The sequence below is a fragment of the Microbacterium sp. AB genome (genome assembly GCF_032878875.1).
In the GTDB taxonomy this organism is placed as follows: domain Bacteria; phylum Actinomycetota; class Actinomycetes; order Actinomycetales; family Microbacteriaceae; genus Microbacterium; species Microbacterium betulae.
Window position 1 is genome coordinate 864,853 of sequence record NZ_CP118157.1, and the last position, 19,442, is coordinate 884,294.

General features: G+C 71.4%; 19 protein-coding genes and 1 tRNA gene. 9 read left to right on the forward strand and 11 right to left on the reverse strand.

All coding sequences use genetic code 11. The features are described 5' to 3' along the window. Positions 1-98 precede the first annotated feature (98 nt). The 5 genes from N8K70_RS04135 to N8K70_RS04155 all read right to left on the reverse strand — a co-directional run bounded on the left by N8K70_RS04135 (position 99) and on the right by N8K70_RS04155 (position 5,736). On the reverse strand, positions 99-752 hold the full coding sequence (locus tag N8K70_RS04135; protein ID WP_317140352.1) for a response regulator transcription factor: 654 nt from the start codon (positions 750-752) through the stop codon (positions 99-101). Beyond that, a complete protein-coding gene (locus N8K70_RS04140) occupies positions 749-1,945 on the reverse strand; it encodes a sensor histidine kinase (RefSeq protein ID WP_317140353.1) in 1,197 nt (398 codons plus the stop codon). The genes N8K70_RS04135 and N8K70_RS04140 overlap by 4 nt, the downstream gene beginning before the upstream one ends. A 137-nt stretch (positions 1,946-2,082) precedes the next feature. Then, positions 2,083-3,723 carry a DNA repair helicase XPB gene (locus N8K70_RS04145; protein WP_317140354.1) on the reverse strand — a complete coding sequence of 547 codons (1,641 nt, stop codon included), beginning with the start codon at positions 3,721-3,723 and terminating at the stop codon, positions 2,083-2,085. A 50-nt stretch (positions 3,724-3,773) separates the two neighbouring features. Next, positions 3,774-5,465 carry a helicase-associated domain-containing protein gene (locus N8K70_RS04150; RefSeq protein WP_317140355.1) on the reverse strand — a complete coding sequence of 564 codons (1,692 nt, stop codon included), beginning with the start codon at positions 5,463-5,465 and terminating at the stop codon, positions 3,774-3,776. A 4-nt stretch (positions 5,466-5,469) separates the two neighbouring features. Then, a complete protein-coding gene (locus N8K70_RS04155; RefSeq protein ID WP_317140356.1) occupies positions 5,470-5,736 on the reverse strand; it encodes a multidrug ABC transporter ATPase in 267 nt (88 codons plus the stop codon). A 97-nt stretch (positions 5,737-5,833) separates the two neighbouring features. Between N8K70_RS04155 and N8K70_RS04160 the strand changes: the two genes are divergently transcribed. Next, on the forward strand, positions 5,834-6,214 hold the full coding sequence (locus N8K70_RS04160) for a cold-shock protein (protein WP_317140357.1): 381 nt from the start codon (positions 5,834-5,836) through the stop codon (positions 6,212-6,214). After that, the gene (locus N8K70_RS04165) at positions 6,207-6,788 is read left to right on the forward strand and encodes a DUF3027 domain-containing protein (protein ID WP_317140358.1); all 582 of its coding nucleotides are present in this window, start codon (positions 6,207-6,209) and stop codon (positions 6,786-6,788) included. Before N8K70_RS04160 ends, N8K70_RS04165 begins: the two co-directional genes overlap by 8 nt. 64 nt (positions 6,789-6,852) lie before the next feature. Here N8K70_RS04165 and serC read toward each other — a convergent pair whose 3' ends face one another. Next, complete coding sequence (serC, locus tag N8K70_RS04170) at positions 6,853-7,962, reverse strand: phosphoserine transaminase (protein ID WP_317140359.1); 1,110 nt, start codon at positions 7,960-7,962, stop codon at positions 6,853-6,855. A 109-nt stretch (positions 7,963-8,071) separates the two neighbouring features. On the opposite strand from serC, the gene N8K70_RS04175 reads away from it, so the two are divergent. The 3 genes from N8K70_RS04175 (at position 8,072) to N8K70_RS04185 (ending at position 10,780) form a co-directional block, all read left to right on the forward strand. Next, positions 8,072-8,773, forward strand: coding sequence for a metal-dependent transcriptional regulator (locus N8K70_RS04175; RefSeq protein ID WP_317140360.1), 702 nt, complete (start codon positions 8,072-8,074; stop codon positions 8,771-8,773). A gap of 226 nt (positions 8,774-8,999) precedes the next feature. After that, positions 9,000-9,908: a M23 family metallopeptidase gene (locus N8K70_RS04180; protein ID WP_317140361.1), complete on the forward strand. Its 909-nt coding sequence runs from the start codon at positions 9,000-9,002 to the stop codon at positions 9,906-9,908. A 374-nt stretch (positions 9,909-10,282) separates the two neighbouring features. Next, positions 10,283-10,780: an HNH endonuclease gene (locus N8K70_RS04185; protein ID WP_317140362.1), complete on the forward strand. Its 498-nt coding sequence runs from the start codon at positions 10,283-10,285 to the stop codon at positions 10,778-10,780. 39 nt (positions 10,781-10,819) lie between these two features. On the opposite strand, the gene N8K70_RS04190 is transcribed toward N8K70_RS04185, so the two are convergent. The 4 genes from N8K70_RS04190 to N8K70_RS04205 all read right to left on the reverse strand — a co-directional run bounded on the left by N8K70_RS04190 (position 10,820) and on the right by N8K70_RS04205 (position 12,673). Next, positions 10,820-10,892 (reverse strand) — tRNA-Arg (locus N8K70_RS04190). 74 nt (positions 10,893-10,966) lie between these two features. Beyond that, positions 10,967-11,248, reverse strand: a complete 282-nt coding sequence (locus N8K70_RS04195; RefSeq protein ID WP_317140363.1) for a Fe-S cluster assembly protein HesB — start codon at positions 11,246-11,248, stop codon at positions 10,967-10,969. A gap of 139 nt (positions 11,249-11,387) precedes the next feature. Next, positions 11,388-11,738, reverse strand: coding sequence for a histone-like nucleoid-structuring protein Lsr2 (locus N8K70_RS04200; protein ID WP_317140364.1), 351 nt, complete (start codon positions 11,736-11,738; stop codon positions 11,388-11,390). Positions 11,739-11,800: 62 nt separating this feature from the next. Further along, complete coding sequence (locus N8K70_RS04205; RefSeq protein WP_317140365.1) at positions 11,801-12,673, reverse strand: LuxR C-terminal-related transcriptional regulator; 873 nt, start codon at positions 12,671-12,673, stop codon at positions 11,801-11,803. Positions 12,674-12,801: 128 nt separating this feature from the next. Between N8K70_RS04205 and N8K70_RS04210 the strand changes: the two genes are divergently transcribed. Then, entirely contained in the window at positions 12,802-13,146 is a 345-nt protein-coding gene (locus N8K70_RS04210; protein ID WP_317140366.1) for a DUF485 domain-containing protein, read from the forward strand. Beyond that, positions 13,143-14,768 (forward strand): solute symporter family protein, encoded by a 1,626-nt coding sequence (locus N8K70_RS04215; RefSeq protein ID WP_317140367.1) that lies wholly within the window; start codon positions 13,143-13,145, stop codon positions 14,766-14,768. Before N8K70_RS04210 ends, N8K70_RS04215 begins: the two co-directional genes overlap by 4 nt. 29 nt (positions 14,769-14,797) lie before the next feature. Here the strand turns inward: N8K70_RS04215 and N8K70_RS04220 are convergent, their stop codons facing one another. After that, positions 14,798-15,370 (reverse strand): methylated-DNA--[protein]-cysteine S-methyltransferase, encoded by a 573-nt coding sequence (locus N8K70_RS04220; RefSeq protein WP_317140368.1) that lies wholly within the window; start codon positions 15,368-15,370, stop codon positions 14,798-14,800. Positions 15,371-15,580: 210 nt separating this feature from the next. Between N8K70_RS04220 and N8K70_RS04225 the strand changes: the two genes are divergently transcribed. Continuing rightward, positions 15,581-19,228 carry an AAA family ATPase gene (locus N8K70_RS04225; protein WP_317141168.1) on the forward strand — a complete coding sequence of 1,216 codons (3,648 nt, stop codon included), beginning with the start codon at positions 15,581-15,583 and terminating at the stop codon, positions 19,226-19,228. Further along, complete coding sequence (locus tag N8K70_RS04230) at positions 19,228-19,425, forward strand: hypothetical protein (RefSeq protein WP_317140369.1); 198 nt, start codon at positions 19,228-19,230, stop codon at positions 19,423-19,425. Before N8K70_RS04225 ends, N8K70_RS04230 begins: the two co-directional genes overlap by 1 nt. The last annotated feature ends 17 nt before the right edge of the window (positions 19,426-19,442 follow it).

Sequence of the window (19,442 nt, forward strand, 5' to 3'; positions counted from 1 at the left end):
ACCCCATTATGTCGGTGCCGGGTATGCGCTGGCTGGAAATGGGCGCGTGATCCGCGGATTTCGCTCCGAGCGCACGTCGTCCGCAGGATGCGTCCGCCTCACTCTCTCTCCGCCTCGTGGACGCAGACGGCGATCTGCACGCGGTTGTCGGCCGGGAGCTTCTCCATGACTCTCCGCACATGCGTCTTCACCGTGGCGAGACTCAGGAAGAGGCGCTCGGCGATCTCGGCGTTCGAACGCCCTGAGGCGACCTCCCCCGCGACCTCGCGCTCGCGCGGGGTGAGCGTCGCCAGCCTCGTCGCCGCTTCCGTGCGACGGGTGCTCCGCGGAACGCCCGCGGTCATCGCGACGAGGCGTCGAGTCACGTCGGGCGAGAGCATGACGCGGCCGTCCGCCGCCTGGAGCACGCTCGCGACGAGATCCGCCGGCGGTGTGTCTTTCAGGAGGAAGCCCTGCGCCCCTGCGCGGAGAGCGTTCAGGACGGTGCGGTCGGCGTCGAAGGTCGTGAGCATCACGATGATCTGGTCGGGGTCGCGGCTCAGGATGCGCTCTGTGGCGGCGAGGCCGTCGAGGACCGGCATGCGGATGTCCATGAGCACGAGATCGGGCCGCAGCGCCTCGACGAGGGCGATCGCCTCGACGCCATCGGCCGCCTCCCCGACGATCTCTATGCCGGCGCGTCCCTCGAGGATGAGCCGGAGGCCGGAGCGCACCAGAACCTCGTCGTCGACGAGGAGGACACGGACGTTCACGAGGTCCACGGCAGCACCGCGTCGACGACGAACAGGCCGTCGCGGTGGCCCGCATCGAACGTCCCCCCTGCGAGGCGGATGCGTTCGGCCATCCCCGCGAGCCCGAAACCGGATGCGCCGGACGGGACTTCTGCGGTCGTGAGGTTGCTCGCCGACAACCGGATGCTCTGGCTCCCGCCGTCGACTCGGATCTGCACGGAGACGGCAGCGCCGGGAGCATGTCGACGCGCATTCGTGAGTATCTCCTGCACGATGCGATAGATGTGCCGCCCGACGGCCTCGGGGACGGATGCGATCACCGCGTCCGGGGGTGCAGCCAGACGCACGGGTGTGCCGACCGCGCGACCCTCCTCGACGAGAGCTGCGATGTCGCGGAGGGTCGGCTGCGGGCGGGGGGAGGATCCGTCGTCGTCCGTGTCGTCGCGCAGCACGCCGAGGACGTCTCTGAGCTCATCGACCGCCCGATGCGAGTTCTCCCGGATCACGCCCGCCGTCTCTCTCGCCTGTTCGAGAGTGAGATCGTCGCGGTATTCGAGCCCGCCCGCATGGATCGTCACGAGTGAGAGACGGTGCGCGAGGACGTCGTGCATCTCCCGCGCGATCCTCGTCCGCTCCTGTGCACGGGCGCTCTCGAGCTCAGCCGCGTGCTGAAGCGCGGCGCTTGCGGCCTGTTCTGCACGTGCCGCGCGAAGCTGACGGCGTGAACCGATCAGGAGGCCGATCAGGACGAGCATCGTCGCGAGCACGACCATCCCGATGACGGGTTCCCACAACGACCTCGAGCCGCCGTCCGGGCGCACCAGCAGGTCGACCGTCGCCGCGCAGACGAGCAGGATCGACACGAGAGCGATCTCGCGTGGTCTGCGACGCGCGGCGACGGAGACCACGAACGCGAGCGCGGCGGGTGTGCCGAAGGCGGAGAGCGCGGACAGCGCGACACCGATCGCGGGGAACAGCACCGGCGCACGTCGCCGCAGAGCGAACAGTGCCAGAACCGCGATGCCGAGAGGGATGTCGGCCAGGAACAGCAGCAGGAGCCGAGGAGCATCGGGGCGATCGGGAGCGATCCTCGTCATGGCTTCGCCGTAGACGGCGACGAACGCGAACGCTCCGAGGACCAGCAGCGCTGAGGCCTGCCCCGCTGCGCCCCATGCGCGCCGGGCGGCCGACGGGGGACGGTCTGCTGAGGTCATGCGGCCAGGCTATCCGTGGGCTGGTGTCGGACGGATCGACCGAAAGGAGGAGAAGACGCCCAGGGGAGGGCCCGTCCCTGAGAATCGTCCTCCTCTCGCCGCCTTCTTCTCCCGTGAGGCGGTCGGAGCACCGAGGCTCAGGCCGCGAGGCGGTCGGCGTCGAGGATCGTGTAGCTGTAGCCCTGCTCGGCGAGGAACCGCTGGCGGTTCTGCGCGAAGTCCTGGTCGACGGTGTCGCGCGCGATGAGGGTGTAGAAGCTCGCGGTGTGTCCTGACTCCTTGGGCCGGAGCAGACGGCCGAGACGCTGGGCCTCCTCCTGTCGGGACCCGTACGAGCCCGACACCTGGATCGCGACGGACGCCTCGGGCAGGTCGACGGAGAAGTTCGCGACCTTCGAGACCACGAGCAGGCCGAGGGAGCCGTCGCGGAACGCGCCGTACAGCTGCTCGCGCTCGTCGACGGGCGTCGCGCCCGTGATCTTCGGGGCGTTCAGCGCCTCGGCGAGCTCGTCGAGCTGGTCGAGGTACTGCCCGATGACGAGCACCTGCTCGCCGGGATGGCTGGCGATGATGGTCCGCACCGCGTCGATCTTGGCCGGCGCCGTCGCGGCGAGACGGTAGCGGTCGTCGTCGGCCGCCGCGGCGTACTCGAGGCGCTCGGAGGCGGGAAGGTCGATGCGCACCTCGTAGCAGGCCGCCGGGGAGATGAAGCCCTGCGACTCGATCTCCTTCCACGGCGCGTCGAACCGCTTCGGGCCGATGAGGCTGAACACGTCGCCCTCCCGGCCGTCCTCGCGCACGAGCGTGGCCGTGAGCCCCAGACGCCTGCGCGCCTGCAGGTCGGCGGTCAGCTTGAACACGGGGGCCGGCAGCAGGTGCACCTCGTCGTACACGATGAGGCCCCAGTCGAGCGCGTCGAGCAGCGACAGGTGCGCGTACTCGCCCTTCCGCTTCGACGTGAGGATCTGGTAGGTCGCGATCGTGATCGGCTTGATCTCCTTCGACTGCCCGGAGTACTCGCCGATCTCCTCCGCCGTGAGCGTCGTGCGACGGAGCAGCTCGTCCCGCCACTGCCGGGCCGAGACGGTGTTCGTCACGAGGATGAGGGTGGTCGTCTTCGTCGCCGCCATGGCGCCGGCGCCGACGAGGGTCTTGCCCGCGCCGCAGGGCAGCACGACGACGCCGGAGCCGTCCTCGCTGAAGGTGTCGACGGCGAGACGCTGGTACGGGCGGAGCGACCATCCGCTCTCGTCCAGCGCGATCTCGTGCGGCGTCCCCGGCGTGTACCCGGCGACGTCCTCGGCCGGCCATCCGATCTTCAGCAGCTCCTGCTTGATCTGCCCTCGGGCCCAGGCGTCGACGACGAACGAGTCGGGGGTCGGATGGCCCACGAGCAGCGGCTGGATGCGCTTGTTGCGGGAGACCTCCGTCAGCACCGCCCGGTCCGTCGAGGTCAGACGCAGCAGCCCCTCCTCGTCGCGATCGATGACGAGGCGTCCGTACCGGCCCACCGTCTCGCGGATGTCGAGCGAGACGGAGGGGGGCACGGGGAAGCGCGACCACCGATCGAGGGTCTGGAGCATGTCGTCGGCGGTGTGGCCGGCTGCGCGCGCGTTCCACAGGCCCAGTCGCGTCACGCGATAGGTGTGGATGTGCTCCGGCGCGCGTTCGAGCTCGGCGAAGACCGCCAGCTCGTGGCGTGCGGCTTCCGCGTCGGGATGCGCGACCTCCAGCAGCACCGTGCGGTCGCTCTGGACGATGAGGGGACCGTCAGACATAGCTGACCAGTCTACCTCCGCCCGCTGCCCGCGGCGTCGTCCCGCGGCGCTCAGGCGGGGCGGACCGAGCGGATGAGCGCCACCGGCAGCGTGCGCTCGACGTCCGCCGCCCGGTCGCGCCCCCGCAGCCGTCCTCCGCCGAGGCCCGAGGCCTCGAGGGTCAGCTCGCGCGTGCTGCCGTCGGGCATCGCGACCTCGACGACGATGAGCGCCTTCGCGCGCACGGCCGAGTCGAGCTCCCGCTCCCGCCATGCGGCCTCCGAGTCGTTCCCGTGCGCGCCGCGGAGCCGGGCGACGAGGGGAGCGTACCGCGCGGCCGGGTCTCGTTCCGCGCCCTCTGCGGCGAGGCGCTGCCGGTGCAGCGACAGGGCGTCGCCGGCGGAGTCCAGCGCGACGACGGGATAGCGGGCGTCGGCGAGCGCCCAGTAGACGGCGTCGCGGGAGGCCTTCGTCCGCAGCAGCGCGCCCTCGAAGACGAGCCCGAGGGCGCGCAGCGCCTGGTCGACGCCGATCGTCTCGATGAGCTGGTGATCGCGGCTGGAGACGATCGTGTGGCCGCTCTCCGGCTCGATCGAGACCCGCACGAGGCCGTGGCGTTCGTCCGCGCGCGAGAGCAGGTAGTCCAGAGGCTGGGGGATGCCGGTGAGCGACAGGCCGGAGAGGAAGGAGCGGATGCCCTCCGCCGTCTCGCCGGCGGAGATCGCGGAGGAGAGCGTCGTCTCGGTGAACCGGTAGGTGGACGCCTGGGCGTGCGACTCCCGTGACGTCATCGTCCGCAGCCGTACGTCGAGCTCCGGGGCGAGGGGGCCGGGGGAGATCGCGGTCAGGTCGTTCTGCAGGAACACCCTGTCGACCTCCCCGGGCAGGAACGCCGCCAGCCCCTCCGCGTCGGGCTCGCCGCCGCGGCGGGCGGGAGCCGCCCAGGGCGGCTCGGCGCCTTCCGGGGTCAGCAGGCCGGAGAGCACCGCCAGCCTCCCCCAGAGCGTCGCCCGGTCGGGCCAGGCGGGATCGAGCGGATAGGCGACCGGCCAGGAGGACGGTGCGATCCAGCCGCCCTCCGGCGTGCGGACGCCCGCGGGCAGGGCGTTGCGCCATCCGCGCACGAGCAGCGTCCATCGGCTTCGCGTCGGCCGGCGGATCCACTCGCGTCCGGCGTCGGTCACGAGCCAGCTGCGCTCGACGGCGTACAGCAGCCCCGCGGTCTCGCCGAGCGCGACGAGGTCGTCGAGCTCGGCGGCGTCCCGTACGATCTCCTCCTGCACGAGACGGCGCCGGTCCGAGGCGCCCACGGCGCCTCCGCCCACGCGGGAGAGGGGCGTCTTGAGGGCGCCGATGAGGACGTCGGCGAGCGCGGCGAGCGACGTGAACGCGCGCTCGGCCGCGTGGGCGGTCGCGGTGTCGTCGGCGTGCGCGGGCTCCTCGTGCGGTGCGGACTCGAAGCGCGCGCCGGCGAGGGCGGCTGCCACGGCGGAGAGGCGGCGGCCCTCCGCATCGACGAGCGACGACACGACGCCGTCGCCGCGCACCGGTCGCCCGGAGGCGAGTCCGGCGAGCACGTCCCGCGGAAGCGCGCGCAGGGCGGTCGAGACGGACTCGGGCGAGAGCAGCGCCTCGGCGGCGTCGAAGAAGTCGCGCCATCCGACCTGCATCGGGACCCTCCGCGCGGCGAGGAGCGAGGAGAGCTGCGCGTCGGACATCCCCGCCAGCCGTTCGGCCAGCGCGCGTGCGTCCGCGCCGCTCATCGGCTCAGTCCCTGCTCGAGGAACGACCCTTTCGCGCGAAGCTCATGATGAGCAACGCCACGAGCAGGAGGAAGGCGATCACGGGGCCGATCATCTGCACGAGGTACACGACGGGCCAGACGCCGCCCGAGAAGTCCTGGTTGCCGACCGCCGTCGCGATGATGACGGACAGGAAGCATGCGATCGACAGGACGACGATCCCCAGGGACATGAAGGCGAGGATGCGATCGATGCGTCGAACGGACGGTTCCTCGCTGGGCGGTGTGCTCATCCGTACCAGGTTAGTCGTATCCGCACGCGCGGTAGGCTGGGGCGGCGGGATCGCACGATCCCGTTCGGACGACTCCAGCGGTCTCAGCGAGGTTCTCATGCCCACCGGCAAGGTCAGGTTCTACGACGACGACAAGGGCTTCGGCTTCATCACGTCGGAGGACGGTCAGGACGTCTTCCTGCATGCGAGCGCGCTTCCCGCGGGCACCGTCGTGAAGGCGGGCACGCGGCTCGAGTTCGGCGTGGCCGACGGGCGCAAGGGGCCCCAGGCGCTGTCGGTGCGCGTTCTCGACGCGCCGCCCAGCCTCGTGAAGGCGTCCCGCAAGAACGCCGACGACATGGCGATCATCGTGGAGGACCTCGTGAAGCTCCTCGACGGGATCGGCGGCGACCTGCGCCGCGGACGCTACCCCTCGTCGTCGCACTCCCGCAAGATCGCAGCCGTGCTGCGCAAGGTCGCGGACGAGCTCGATGCCTGAGGACGAGGGCGCGGCCTCCGATCCCCGCCTCCTCGAGGCGCACGACCTCGCCCTGGCGGCGCTGCGCGAGATCACCCCCGCGCAGACGATCGGCGCGCCAGCGGGCTATCTCGTCGAGGACGGCGGGGTCGTCTCGCTGCGCTTCGAGAACACGCTTCCCGGCTACCCCGGATGGCACTGGACGGTGTCTCTCGCGGTCGTGGAGGACGCCGAGCCCACGGTTCTCGAGGCCGAGCTGCTCCCCGGCGACGGCGCGCTGCTCGCGCCGGAGTGGGTGCCGTGGTCGGTGAGGCTGGAGGAGTACAAGGCCGCGCAGGCGGCCGCCGAGGCCGCTGCGCGCGCCGACGGCGAGGAGGACCCCGAGGACGACGAGGACGTGGAGGCGGACGCCGCCGACGACTTCGACGAGGACGACTTCGACGAGGACGGCTCTCCTATCCTCCACGCCGGCGATCTGGACGGCGTCGACATCGACGAGCTCGACGCCGAGGCGCCGGACGACGAGGAGGACGTCGAGGCGCTGGACGACGAGTCGGAGGACGCGCGCGACGACCGGCGCGAGTCCGGCGACTGAGCCGACGGAGACGAGGAACGCCCCGGCCGGACGGCCGGGGCGTTCCTCGTCTCCGCTCCGCGCGTCAGGCGTTCGCGAGCACGTGGTCGATCGCCCGGGTGAGCTGACGCACGTCGTCGGGCTCGATCGAGACGAAGGTCGCCACGCGGAGCTGGTTGCGGCCGAGCTTGCGGTACGGCTCCGTGTCGACCACCCCGTTCGCGCGCAGCGTCTGGGCGATCGCGGCCGCGTCGACGGACTCGTCGAAGTCGATCGTCACCACGACCGGCGAGCGGTGCGCCGCCTCCGCGACGAAGGGCGTCGCCACGGCGGAGGCCTCCGCCCAGGAGTAGAGGACCTGCGAGGACTCGGCCGTGCGCGCGGCGGCCCACGTCAGACCGCCGTTGCCGAGGATCCAGCCGAGCTGGCTGTCGAGGAGGTGGATGGTGGACACCGCGGGGGTGTTCAGCGTCTGGTTCTTGCGGGAGTTGTCGACGGCGTTCCACAGGCTCAGGAACTCCGGGATGTACCGGTCGGACGCGTGGATGCGCTCGATGCGCTCGATGGCGGCCGGCGAGACCGCGGCGAACCACAGGCCCCCGTCGGACCCGAGGTTCTTCTGCGGGGCGAAGTAGTAGACGTCCGTCTCCGCGACGTCGACGTCGATCCCGCCCGCGGCGCTGGTCGCGTCGATCACCGTGAGCGCGCCGTCGTCCCCGGCCACGCGCCGGACGGGAGCGGCGACGCCGGTCGACGTCTCGTTGTGCGGCCATGCGTACACGTCCACGCCCGAGACGGCCTCCGCCGCCGCGAGCGAGCCCGGCTCGGCCTTACGGACATCCGGAGCCTCCAGCCACGGGGCCGCCGCGGCCTTGGCGAACTTGCCGCCGAACTCGCCGAAGACGAGGTTCTGGCTGCGTCGCTCGACGAGGCCGAACGCCGCGGCGTCCCAGAAGGCCGTCGAGCCGCCGTTGCCCGTGACGATCTCGTAGCCGTCGGGCAGCCGGAGCAGCTGGGAGAGACGCTCGCGGACGCTCCCGACAAGGTTCTTGACGGGAGCCTGACGATGCGACGTCCCCAGCAGCGACGATCCGGCCTCGGCGAGGGCGGCGACCTGCTCGGCGCGCACCTTCGAGGGACCGCAGCCGAATCGGCCGTCGGCGGGAAGGAGATCGGCGGGAATCGTGAGCGTCATGCCCTTCATCCTAGGACTCGCCGCCGCGGTCCCCAGCCGCTCGGCGGAGCGCCCCCGCTCGCTCCCCGCGTGCCCGTTAGGATTGCCTCAGACCGACACGGAGGCTGCGATGACCGACCTGATCGACACCACGGAGATGTACCTCCGCACCATCCTCGATCTCGAGGAGGAGGAGATCGTCCCCCTGCGTGCTCGCATCTCGGAGCGGCTCGGGCACTCGGGGCCGACGGTCTCGCAGACGATCGCCCGGATGGAGCGCGACGGACTCGTCGTCGTCGCGGAGGACCGGCGCCTGCAGCTCACCGACGACGGGCGTGGCAAGGCGGTCGACGTGATGCGCAAGCACCGTCTCGCCGAGCGGCTCCTCTCCGACGTCATCGGCCTCGACTGGGCGTACGTCCACGAGGAGGCGTGCCGCTGGGAGCACGTCATGAGCGAGCAGGTCGAGCGCCGGCTCGTCGAGCTCCTCGGGTACCCCACGGAGTCGCCGTACGGCAACCCCATCCCGGGCCTCGATCAGCTGGGGGAGTTCACGACCGAGCGCGTCGACGGGGGCGTCGTCGGTCTCGTGCGCCTTCTCGACGAGACCGGCGGGCCGGTGGGCGGGACCGTGCGCCGGCTCGCGGAATCGGCTCAGGTGGACCCCGAGCTGCTGCAGCAGCTCCGCGATGCGGGAGTGATCCCGGGCGCGCGGGGAGACTTCCGGTACAGCGAGGGCTACGTGCTCGTGCAGATCGAGGGCGCGGAGGACGCCCTGGAGCTGCCGGTCGAGATCGCCTCGCACATCTTCCTCGTCGACGAGCGCGCCTGAAACGGGTTCTCGGACGCGTCCGACGCGGCTTCTCGGACGCGCTCGTCGGAGCGTGACATTTTCGTTATCTTCCGTTACCGTGGAGCGATGTCCGTGACGCGAGTCTCGGACGGGCTTCGTCGGAAATCGCCTCCTCGGCTCGTCGTTCTGACGGAGTGACACTGTGCCCCGATCCAGTTCTGACGAGCCGGCGTTCCCTGACGCGAGGCGACGGAGGAGAACAACTTTGGCCGAAAACGCATCGTCCGCCGGCACCCCCGACGCCGACCAGACGCAAGCTGCTCACGCCGTGCAGACCACCCGCCCCCGATCCGTCGTCCAGATGTCGCGCAGAGACGTGCGTCGCATCGAGCGCGCGACCCGGAGAGCCGGCGCGCAGAAGATCAAGCCGCTGCGCGCGGCCGGGACGGTCGTGGCCGTCTTCGCGTTGCTCGCCGGCGTGGCGATCCCCGCCTACGCCGCCACGCAGCCCGCTCCCGAGACCGTCTCGTTGCAGGACGCTGCCGAGGACGAGGCGCAGTCGATCTCCGTCGACGCGGCGGTCGAGGCCGCCCCGCTCGGCGGCGCCGTCTACTCCGCCACCACGCCGGAGGAGATCGCGGAGGCCAAGGCCGCCGCGGCGGCCGCGGCGGCTGCTGCGGCCGCAGCGGAGCGCGCTCAGGAGCAGGAGGAGCTTCTCGCTCAGCAGCAGGAGGAGGACTCCTCGCAGCCGGCGGAGACCCAGGACTACGAGGTCCCCGTCGCCGTGAACGGGCTCGTCAACCCGCTGCCCGCAGGCACCTACTCGCTGGGCCAGGGCACGGAGGCCGCTTACCGCGGCCACGAGGGCCAGGACATGCTCGCGCCGCAGGACACGCCGATCTACGCCGTGGCCGACGGGACGGTCACGTCGGCCGGCTGGCTCGGCGGCTACGGCAACGGCGTCTACATCGAGCACGTGATCGACGGGGTCGCCGTGCAGACCCGGTACGGTCACATGGTGTCCACGCCGGTCGTGAGCCCCGGCGACGTCGTGACCGCGGGGCAGATCATCGGCTACGTCGGGACGACGGGCCGCTCGACCGCGAACCATCTGCATATCGAGGTCCGGGTCAACGGCGCGGTCGTGGACCCGAGGACGTACCTCCCGATCTGATCCGCGCAGAGCCTCACCACGGCGCCCGGCACGACATCGTGCCGGGCGCCGTGGCATCCGGCGGAGGGGTGACACGCCGGAGGGGGTGCCGGTCCGTCGCCCTCGACACGCCCGAGGTGCGCTAGCCTGACCGTGTCGCCGAGAGAATTCGGAGGGAGCCGGTGGAACGAATACCTCGCATCCGCACCATGGATGCGCTCGGGCGTTACGTCCTTCGGCATCGTGTGCACACGGGCCGCGGAATCACCGCGGCCTTCCCGGGGCGCTGTCCGTGAGACGGCGCCCTTCTTCGTGCCTGCGCGCCCCTGCGCCGATCGACGCGACGCGTGTTCGATCACCCGGAAGCCGTCCGGGTGATGTCGAAGGGATCGAGTATGCGAACGCTGGTGCTGAACGCGGGATATGAGCCCCTCGCCGTCGTCTCCTTCAAGCGGGCCCTCGTGCTCGTGATGAACGAGAAGGCGACGATCGTCGAGCGTGTGGAGGGCGAGCCCGTCTGGGGCACGCGCGCGGTCTACGACAGGCCCGCCGTCATCGTCCTCACACGCTATGTGCGGGTGCCGTCCGCGCGCCGGAGCCCCGTGACGCGTCGCGGCGTCCTCCGTCGCGACGGCTTCCGGTGCGGCTACTGCGGCTCCTCCGCGACGACCATCGACCACGTCCTGCCGCGTTCGCGCGGGGGCAAGGACTCCTGGGAGAACCTGGTCGCCTGCTGCCTGCGCTGCAACAACGTCAAGAGCGACCGCACTCCGCAGGAGATGGGGTGGAAGCTCCGGATCGCGCCCTCGGCGCCGCGCGGCGGCACCTGGACGGTGCGGGGAGCGGAGCGGACCGATCCGAAGTGGGAGCGCTACCTGCCGATCGCGGCGTGATCCCGAGAGGGGCGCAGTCGGGGCATGCCGATCGTCCGGTGCCCCCGACTGGACTCGAACCAGCGACGCACGGTTTAGGAAACCGACGCTCTATCCACTGAGCTACGGGGGCGTCCGCACCAGCCTAACAAGCGTGCGGACATGACGAGGCGCCGCCCGGTGTCCGGGCGGCGCCTCGTCTCGTGATCAGGCCTGGACGGCGAGCGCGAACCGCACTCCGTCGGGGGTGACCTCGGCGTCGAGCACCTTGTCGTCCAGCTCGACGGCCGACTCCTGCGGCAGGAAGACGCGGGCCGGACCGGCCTCGACGACGGCGTCCTCGACCTGCGGCTCCGGTGCGAGCGTCAGGGTGTATCCCTCGGAGGACGCGCTCGTCCCGTCGATGCGGAGACCCGCCGTGGCGGGGGTCTGCGACTGGTCCACGATGGAGCGGACGGCGGTCTGTGCGTTCTCAGTCAGTGTGAGCATCGGGCTCTCCTTCCCTCGGGCCAGCCACGATTCCGAGAGCCGGCAGCGGATGCAAGCCCATGAACGCGAATCGGCGCCGATTCACACGGGATGCACATCTGCAGACCGCGCGAACCGGCGCCGTTCCGGCGGAGAGGCGTCAGTTCGCCGCCTGATACGCCTCGAGGACGGTGGCGGGGATGCGTCCGCGCTCCGACACCTTGTAGCCGTTCTCCTTCGCCCAGGCGCGGACGGGGCCGTAGTCGGTCTGACCGCTGCGACGGCGGGCGCTGCTCGTGCGCGCTCCGCCGGAGGCGGCCGACGAGCTGACGCGACGTCCTGCGGAGATGTAGCGCTCGAGGGTTGCGCGCAGGGCGGCGGCGTTCTTCGCCGTCAGGTCGATCTCGTAGCTCTTTCCGTCGAGGGAGAACAGCACGGTCTCTCCTTCTCCGGGCTCGAGAGTGGTGTTGTCGAGGTCGTCGACGAGCTGGTGAATGATTTTTCGGGCCATGCTCCGAATGTACCGCACATAAGCCTTCGAGCCGCATCTGAATTGCCGCTTGACAATTGCTTTCAGGGGAGAATTCCCGCGCGTCGTGCTTTGGCGACCGCCGCGAGCCTCGTCGACGCGTCGAGCTTCGACATCGCCGCTCCGAGATACGCCTTCACGGTCCCTTCCCTGAGACCCAGCTGTGCGGCAATCTCCGCATTGGTCGCCCCGAGGGCCGCGCAGGCGAGGACATCGGTCTCCCGAGGGGAGAGACGCACATCCGTCGTCGTCGCTCCGCCGGAATCGGCGTGCGATATTCCGGACAGAACGGCGAGCCTGCGTTCGACGTCCTCGAGTCGTGACCGGATGGCCGCGTCGTCGACGGAAGCGGCTATTCTGCGCAATTCGGCGTAGCTCTCGCGCAACTCCTCCTGATGCGCGGGCGTCAAGGCGGGGGAGACGTCCTCCTGCCGGATCGTCTCGCGCTCGCGGTCCTGCTCGTCGCGCGCGCGCAGACCGGCCGCGAGCTCCTCCGCCACCTGCACGGCGGGCGTGGCGGCGACGCCGCCGATGCCCCACTGCCCCCACGAGGCGCCGTAGAGGACGCCCCGTGCAGCGCCGTCGACGACGACGGGAACCGCCAGCAGCGTGCCGATGCCCTCGCCGAGGATGTAGCGGTCGTAGTCGTGGGTGATCTGCTGTGCCGTCCGGTAGTCGTTGGCCATCCGTGGACGCAGCTCCGTGAAGGCCCGGCCGCCGAGCCCGCGCTCCGGTTTCACGGCGAGACCCTCCAGCGCGGTGGTGCGCGTCCCGTGGAACGCCGTCATCGTGACACGTCCGCCCCGGAAGAGCCCCCCGAAGGCGACGGGGAAACGCGTCCGGCGGGCGAGGTCGTCCACGGCACGGGCGATGAGCCGCTGCTCATCGCCGGGTCGCGTCTGCGTCGTTGCCTGCACGAGCTACCTACTTTCGGGGGTGACGACTGCGCTGTCGCTGTCCGTAGCGTCGAAGATATCACCGGCACGAGCCGGAACTGCGCGATGCGACGACGCATCGCGATCGGACCATGTGGCAAGGAGGCCTCATGACTGATTCTCCTGGTGGCGTCGCTCCGGCGGCGATCGACTATGTCGCGGTGGAGGAATCGCCGCGCTTCCGAGAGCTGAAGCGCACGCAGCGGAGTTTCGTCTTCCCGCTCGCCGTGTTCTTCCTCGTCTGGTACTTCGTCTACGTGGTGCTCGCGGGCTTCTTCCCCGAATTCATGGGACAGCGCGTATGGGGCGATATCACCCTCGGCCTGCTTCTGGGGCTGGGCCAGTTCGTGACGACGTTCGCGATCACGATGGGATATGTCGCTTTCGCGAACCGCAGGCTCGATCCGATCTCCGCGGAGATCCGCGAGCAGCTCGAGCAGGAGGCGGGAGCATGAGCGGGCGGATGGCGTCGCTCACGGCGGGCATCGAGGCCGCAGCGGTGCCCGAGAACAATCCCGTGCTCAACATCTCGGTGTTCGGCGCGTTCGTGGCCGTGACGCTCTTCATCGTCATCCGGGCGAGCCGCAACAATACCTCGGCCGCGGACTTCTACGCCGCCGGACGCTCGTTCAGCGGCCCGCAGAACGGGTTCGCCATCGCGGGCGACTACCTGTCGGCGGCGTCGTTCCTCGGCATCGTCGGGGCGATCGCCCTCAACGGCTACGACGGATTCCTCTACTCGATCGGCTTCCTCGTGGCCTGGCTCGTCGCGCTGCTGCTCGTGGCGGAGCTCATGCGCAACACCGGCAAGTTCACGATGGCCGACGTGCTGTCGTTCCGGCTGAGACAGCGCCCCGTGCGGATGGCCGCGGCGATCACGACGCTCGCCGTGTGCTTCTTCTACCTGCTCGCCCAGATGGCGGGCGCCGGCGGGCTCGTCTCGCTGCTGCTGGGCGTGGGCGACCGTCTCGGCCAGTCGCTCGTCATCGCCGTGGTCGGCGTGCTCATGGTGCTCTACGTCCTCATCGGCGGGATGAAGGGCACGACGTGGGTGCAGATCATCAAGGCCTTCCTGCTGATCGGCGGCGCCATCGCCATGGCCGTCTGGGTGCTCGCGCAGCACGGCTTCGACTTCAACGGGCTGCTCGAGGCGGCCGTGGCGAACTCGGAGTCGGGCGACGCCATCCTCGCGCCCGGGCTGCAGTACGGCGCCCTGCCGCTCGACTTCCTGTCGCTCGGCATGGCGCTCGTGCTCGGCACGGCGGGCCTGCCCCACGTGCTCATGCGCTTCTACACCGTGCCGACGGCGAAGGAGGCCCGGCGCTCGGTGGTGTGGGCGATCTGGCTCATCGGGCTCTTCTACCTGCTGACGCTCGTCCTCGGATACGGCGCCGGCGCGCTCGTCGGAGCCGACCGGATCGCGGCGGCACCCGGCGGCGTGAACTCGGCCGCGCCGCTGCTCGCTCAGGCGCTCGGCGGGCCCGTGCTCATGGGCTTCATCTCCGCGGTGGCGTTCGCGACGATCCTCGCCGTGGTCGCCGGCCTCACGATCACGGCGGCGACGTCCTTCGCGCACGACATCTACGCCAACGTCATCAAGAAGGGCAAGGGCGAAGGCGACGGCGAGGTCCGGGTCGCCCGTATCACGGTGCTCGTCATCGGGGCGCTGGCGATCGTGGGCGGCATCGGCGTGCAGGGCCAGAACGTCGCGTTCCTCGTCGCCCTCGCGTTCGCGATCGCGGCGTCCGCGAACCTGCCCACCATCCTGTACTCGCTCTTCTGGCGGAACTTCACCACGCGCGGTGCCGTGTGGAGCATGTACGGCGGCCTTGCGACGGCGCTCGTCCTCATCGTCCTGTCGCCCGTGTTCTCCGGCACGGAGACGAGCGTCTTCCCCGGTGCGGACTTCGCGGTGTGGCCGCTGAGCAATCCGGGGATCGTCTCGATCCCCGTCGGGTTCGCGCTCGGATGGCTCGGGTCGGTCACCTCGCGCGCGAAGGAGGATCCGCGCCTCGCGGCCGAGATGGAGGTGCGCTCGCTCACCGGGTTCGGCGCGGAGAAGGCCGTCGAACACTGAGGCGTATGCGCGCCGCCGGCTCCCGCGGCCTACTCGCGGGAGCCGGCGGCGCCGTCTGACCGGTGATCGACGCCCGGATGCGGGACCCGGCCCGGAGCAAGGGCGTCCTGCTCGAGCTCGATGAGGAACCTCTTGACGTCCTCGTCGCCGCCGTAGCCGCCGATCGTGCCGTCCGCGCGGACGACGCGGTGCACGGGCACGACGAGGGAGTAGGGCGTCGTGCGACAGGCCGTGCCGACCGCACGGGCGGCACGGGGCCTGCCCGCCATCGCCGCGACCTCGCCGTAGGCCGCGGTCGCGCCGTAGGGGATCTCGCGCACCGCCTCGAGCGCCTCGCGCGTGAAGCCGGCCACGAGCCGCCAGTCGAGCGCGACGTCGAATCTCCGTCGCTCGCCCGCGAAGTACGCCTCGAGCTGTGCGGCGAGCTCCTCGGCGGCGTCGGAGCCGTCGTCGGGAAGGAGCGCGCCGCGCAGCTCGCGGGACACGGACTCCAGTGCCCACTCGGGCTCGGGAGCGATGCGGAGGGCGACGAGCCCCTCGCCCGAGAAGGCGGACACCGCGTCGCCGATGGGTGTCGGGATGATCGCGTACCGGAAGGTCATGGCTCCATCCTGATCGGCTCGATGGCCCGGTCGAGCCTCCACGAGGCGGTCGTGGAGCGACACGCCGTGGCCGGACGCGCTGTGCACGCGGCGTCGCGGGGCGTATCGACGGCGGGATTCCGCGAAACTCCGCCGTGCGCGGGCAGGTTCCGTGCGGCGCGCCTTACTCTGGCAGGTGTGCTGCCAGCTGAAGACGTCGCCGCGGAGAACATGAGGTTCGCTCTCGTGACTCCCGCGGATCTGCGCGTCGCCGACCCCGACGTGTCGGTCGGGCACGTCGCGTCCGCCGACAGGGAGCGTCTGCGGGCGGTCGCGGGCGCCCTCGGAGGACGATCGCCCCTGCTGCGCTACCGCCCGTCGTCGGAGTCGGGCATCGAGATCACCAAGGCGCACCCGGGAAGCCTGCCGCAGTTCATCACGGGCCGGTCGACGCTCCTCTCGAACCTCTTCCGCGACGAGGTCGCGCTGCGTCACGCCCGCCTGGCCGCTGAGCGCATCACGGCGAAGAACCTCGAACTGCGCACGGTGCGCGGGATCGACGCCGTGCGCCTGGCCGTCGGGCTGGCCGCCTGGCGGGTGGGAGACGACGAGTTCGTCGCTCCCGTGCTCCTGCGGCCGCTGGCCATCCGCCGGCACCACTCCGACTTCGAGCTCAAGCTCCACGGCTCGTTCTCCGTGAACCCCGAGCTCGTCCGCGTCGCGCACGATCACCTGGGCGTCGAGCTCGACGGCGACGCGCTCGCCGCGCTCGCCTACGAGGACGGCGTCTTCAAGCCGCAGCCGGTGATCGACCGTCTCCGCAGCCTGGTCGCCCATGTCGACACCTTCAGCGTGAAGCCGCGGCTCATCGTCTCGACGTTCGCCGAGGTCGGCGAGGTGATGGCACGCGACATGCGCGCGCTCGACCATCCGCTGCTCAACGCCCTCGCCGGCCATCCTCACGACCTCGCCGCCGTCACCCAGGCGAGGCCGGCCTCGACGCCGTCCGATCCCGACGACCGTGCGCCCGCCTCCGACACGCTGCTCCTCGACGCGGACGCCGAGCAGGAGCGCGTGCTGAGCCGCATCACCGCGGGGCAGTCGCTCGCCGTCCACACCCTCCCCGGCACGGGAGGAACGCAGACGGTCATCAACGCGGTCGGCGCGCTCGTCCGGGAGGGCAAGCGGGTCCTCGTCGTCAGCGCGAGACGCTCGACGCTCGACGGCATCCGCCACCGGCTCTCGCGTCTCGGCCTCGAGGCGCTCGCGGTGTCGCCCACCGATCTCCGCCGCGACCTCATCCGCGCGATCGGGCGCAACGAGAAGGCGACGCAGCCCAAGGTCGCCGACATCGACGAGGCGCTCGTGCGCCTGCGATCCGTGCTGCGCGACTATCGCGGAGCCCTCACACGCGTGCACGAGGACGTCGGCGTCTCGGTGCTCGAGGCGACCCGGACGCTCACGCGGCTCGCCGCGCTGCCGGAACCGCCTTCGACGACCGCGCGTCTCGGCATCCGCGCCGTGCGGCAGCTGGCCGGCGATCGCAGCGCCGCGGCGTCGACGCTCGCGCTCGCGGCGCGACTGGGCGAGTTCCGCGTCGGTCCCGATGACTCGCCGTGGTACGGCGTCACCTTCTCCTCGACGGAGGATGCGCGTCAGGCGCACCGGATGGCGGGAAAGCTGCACCGGACGAGCGTGCCGGACCTGCTCGAGCGGGGCTATGAGCTCATCTCGCAGACGCGCATGCGCCCGTTCTCGACGATCGACGAGCTCGGCGAGTACCTCCGGCTGCTGCACGGCATCCGCGACTCGCTCGACCGGTTCGCGCCGGCGGTGTTCGAGCGGCCGCTCGCCGACATGATCAAGGCGTTCGGATCGCGCCGCGACTCGGGGATGCCCTCGGCGCAGCGCCGGCGCCTCAAGCGCCTGTCGAAGGAGTACCTGCGCCCCGGCGTGCACGTGAGCGACATGCACGCGGCGCTCACCCGCATCCAGAGCCAGCGCGAGCAGTGGCAGCAGCTCGTGGACGTCGGGACGATCCCGGAGCTCCCGCTGGGGCTCTCGGACGTGCAGGTGGAGTGGCAGAAGGTCGAGGCCGAGCTGACGGACCTCGACGGGGCGCTCGGACGGGGGACGCGTCTGGCCTCGATGCCCGTGCAGCGGCTCGTGCGGACGCTCGCCGGGCTCGCGGCCGACTCCGACGTCTTCGACAACATCGTCGAGCGCGCGCAGCTGCGCGCCGAGCTCTCGGGCCTCGGCCTCGAGCCGCTGCTCACGGAGCTGTCGGTGCGTCACGTCGACGAGGCCCGCGTGGGGGAGGAGCTCGAGTTCGCCTGGTGGCAGTCGGTGCTCGAGCACCTCCTGCAGACCGACCGGGCGCTCCTCGGCGCGAACACCTCCGTCGTCGACAGGCTCGAGCGCGACTTCCGCCTCGTGGACGAGGCGCATGCGGCCGCGTCCGGCCCCCTGCTGGCCTGGCAGCTCGCGACGCAGTGGAAGATCGGCATCGTCGACGAGCCGGCCGAGTCGGACGCCCTGCGCCGGGCCCTCACGCGCGGCTCGCTCACGCCCGCATCGTTCGCCGCGATCGCGCCGACCCTGACGCGCACGATCGCCCCGGCGTGGATCGCGTCGCCGTACGACGTCCCCCTCATCCCCGACGCTCCCGGGTTCGATGTCGTGCTGCTGGCGGATGCGGGCGCGATCGGCCTCGCCGAGGCGGCCCCCGCCATCCGCAGAGCGCGCCAGGTCGTCGCGTTCGGCGACCCCGTGACGCAGCGGCCGACGCCCTTCTCGGTCGCCGTCCAGGGCGCGCCGTCCGCGCCGGCGGAGGCGACGAGCGTGTTCGAGCAGCTCGCCGAGGTGCTGCCCGTCGAGACCCTCACCCACAGCTATCGCGCCGGCGGCGAGGACCTCGCCGAGCTCGTGAACGACGCCTTCTACGGCGGCGAGATCGTCTCCCTGCCCTGGGCAGGGTCGTACCTGGGCCGCGGCAGCCTGTCGGTCGACTACGTGGAGGGCGGCTTCGGCGCGCCGGACCCGGAGAGCGGCGCCGTCGAGAGCCCCGACGCCGAGGTCCAGCGGGTCGTGACGCTCGTCGTCGAGCACGCCGTCAACCGGCCGAACGAGTCGCTCATGGTCATCACCGCGAGCCGCAAGCACGCAGAGCGCGTCCGCTCCGCCGTGACCGCGGGGTTCGCCGGCCGCTCCGACGTGGCCGACTTCCTCTCACGCGACACGGCGGAGCCCCTGACGGTCCTCACGCTCGAGGAGTCGGTCGCGGAGAGCCGAGACCGCGTGATCTTCTCGCTCGGCTTCGGCGTGACGAGGCACGGCAGGGTGCTGAGCGACTTCGGAGACCTCTCCACGCCCGACGGCGAGCGACTGCTCACCGTGGGGATGACGCGCGCGCGCCGGTCGATGGTCATCGTGTCCTCCATCCATCCCACGGCCGACGACGGCAGGCTCGAGCACGGCGCGGCGACCCTCATGGGCATCCTCGGCGGAATCGACGGCGGCAGCCGCGAGGCGCGGCGCGAGGACGACGCCGATCCGCTCACGCTCGTCCTGGCCCGCGAGCTGCGCAAGCTCGGCGTGGCGGTCGACGTGGACTACCACGGGGCGCTTCCCCTCGTCGCCCAGCGCGGAGGCAAGGCGGTCGTCGTCGAGAGCGACCCCGAGTCGCAGGACGCCTCGCTGCGCGAGTCGCTGCGCCTCCGTCCCCACGCGCTGCGGCGTCTGGGATGGCACTACGTGCGCGTGCACGCGTTCGACCTCTACAGCGATCCCGCGGCGGTCGCCGGGCGGATCGCCGCCGTGCTCGGCGTCTCCGCCGACACCCCGCGCGTGGACAGCGACACGGAGCCCCTGGCGTTCTGATGGCGGAGGGTCCCCGTCAGCGCGTGGAGAAGGTCGCAGGCTCGCGACGGGCCCGGCTGACGAAGGTCGAGGGCACGCTGGCGGATGCGGACGCCGAGGCGACGCTACGCGACGAGGACTCCGCGGGCGCGCCCGTCGCGGGTGAGAAGGGGCCCAACGACGACCGGCTGCGGCGCGACCGGCCGCCGCACTGGTGACGGGCGCCCGGAAGCCG

Excerpts from the sequence above, each read along its gene's own strand:
- N8K70_RS04160 (WP_317140357.1), top strand. The coding sequence starts at position 5,834 with ATGCCCACCGGCAAGGTCAGGTTCTACGACGACGACAAGGGCTTCGGC.
- N8K70_RS04230 (WP_317140369.1), top strand. The coding sequence starts at position 19,228 with ATGGCGGAGGGTCCCCGTCAGCGCGTGGAGAAGGTCGCAGGCTCGCGA.
- N8K70_RS04140 (WP_317140353.1), bottom strand. The coding sequence starts at position 1,945 with ATGACCTCAGCAGACCGTCCCCCGTCGGCCGCCCGGCGCGCATGGGGC.
- N8K70_RS04155 (WP_317140356.1), bottom strand. The coding sequence starts at position 5,736 with ATGAGCACACCGCCCAGCGAGGAACCGTCCGTTCGACGCATCGATCGC.
- serC (WP_317140359.1), bottom strand. The coding sequence starts at position 7,962 with ATGACGCTCACGATTCCCGCCGATCTCCTTCCCGCCGACGGCCGATTC.
- N8K70_RS04145 (WP_317140354.1), bottom strand. The coding sequence starts at position 3,723 with ATGTCTGACGGTCCCCTCATCGTCCAGAGCGACCGCACGGTGCTGCTG.
- N8K70_RS04220 (WP_317140368.1), bottom strand. The coding sequence starts at position 15,370 with ATGACCTTCCGGTACGCGATCATCCCGACACCCATCGGCGACGCGGTG.
- N8K70_RS04210 (WP_317140366.1), top strand. The coding sequence starts at position 12,802 with ATGACTGATTCTCCTGGTGGCGTCGCTCCGGCGGCGATCGACTATGTC.
- N8K70_RS04175 (WP_317140360.1), top strand. The coding sequence starts at position 8,072 with ATGACCGACCTGATCGACACCACGGAGATGTACCTCCGCACCATCCTC.
- N8K70_RS04185 (WP_317140362.1), top strand. The coding sequence starts at position 10,283 with ATGCGAACGCTGGTGCTGAACGCGGGATATGAGCCCCTCGCCGTCGTC.
- N8K70_RS04225 (WP_317141168.1), top strand. The coding sequence starts at position 15,581 with ATGAGGTTCGCTCTCGTGACTCCCGCGGATCTGCGCGTCGCCGACCCC.
- N8K70_RS04215 (WP_317140367.1), top strand. The coding sequence starts at position 13,143 with ATGAGCGGGCGGATGGCGTCGCTCACGGCGGGCATCGAGGCCGCAGCG.
- N8K70_RS04200 (WP_317140364.1), bottom strand. The coding sequence starts at position 11,738 with ATGGCCCGAAAAATCATTCACCAGCTCGTCGACGACCTCGACAACACC.
- N8K70_RS04165 (WP_317140358.1), top strand. The coding sequence starts at position 6,207 with ATGCCTGAGGACGAGGGCGCGGCCTCCGATCCCCGCCTCCTCGAGGCG.
- N8K70_RS04150 (WP_317140355.1), bottom strand. The coding sequence starts at position 5,465 with ATGAGCGGCGCGGACGCACGCGCGCTGGCCGAACGGCTGGCGGGGATG.
- N8K70_RS04195 (WP_317140363.1), bottom strand. The coding sequence starts at position 11,248 with ATGCTCACACTGACTGAGAACGCACAGACCGCCGTCCGCTCCATCGTG.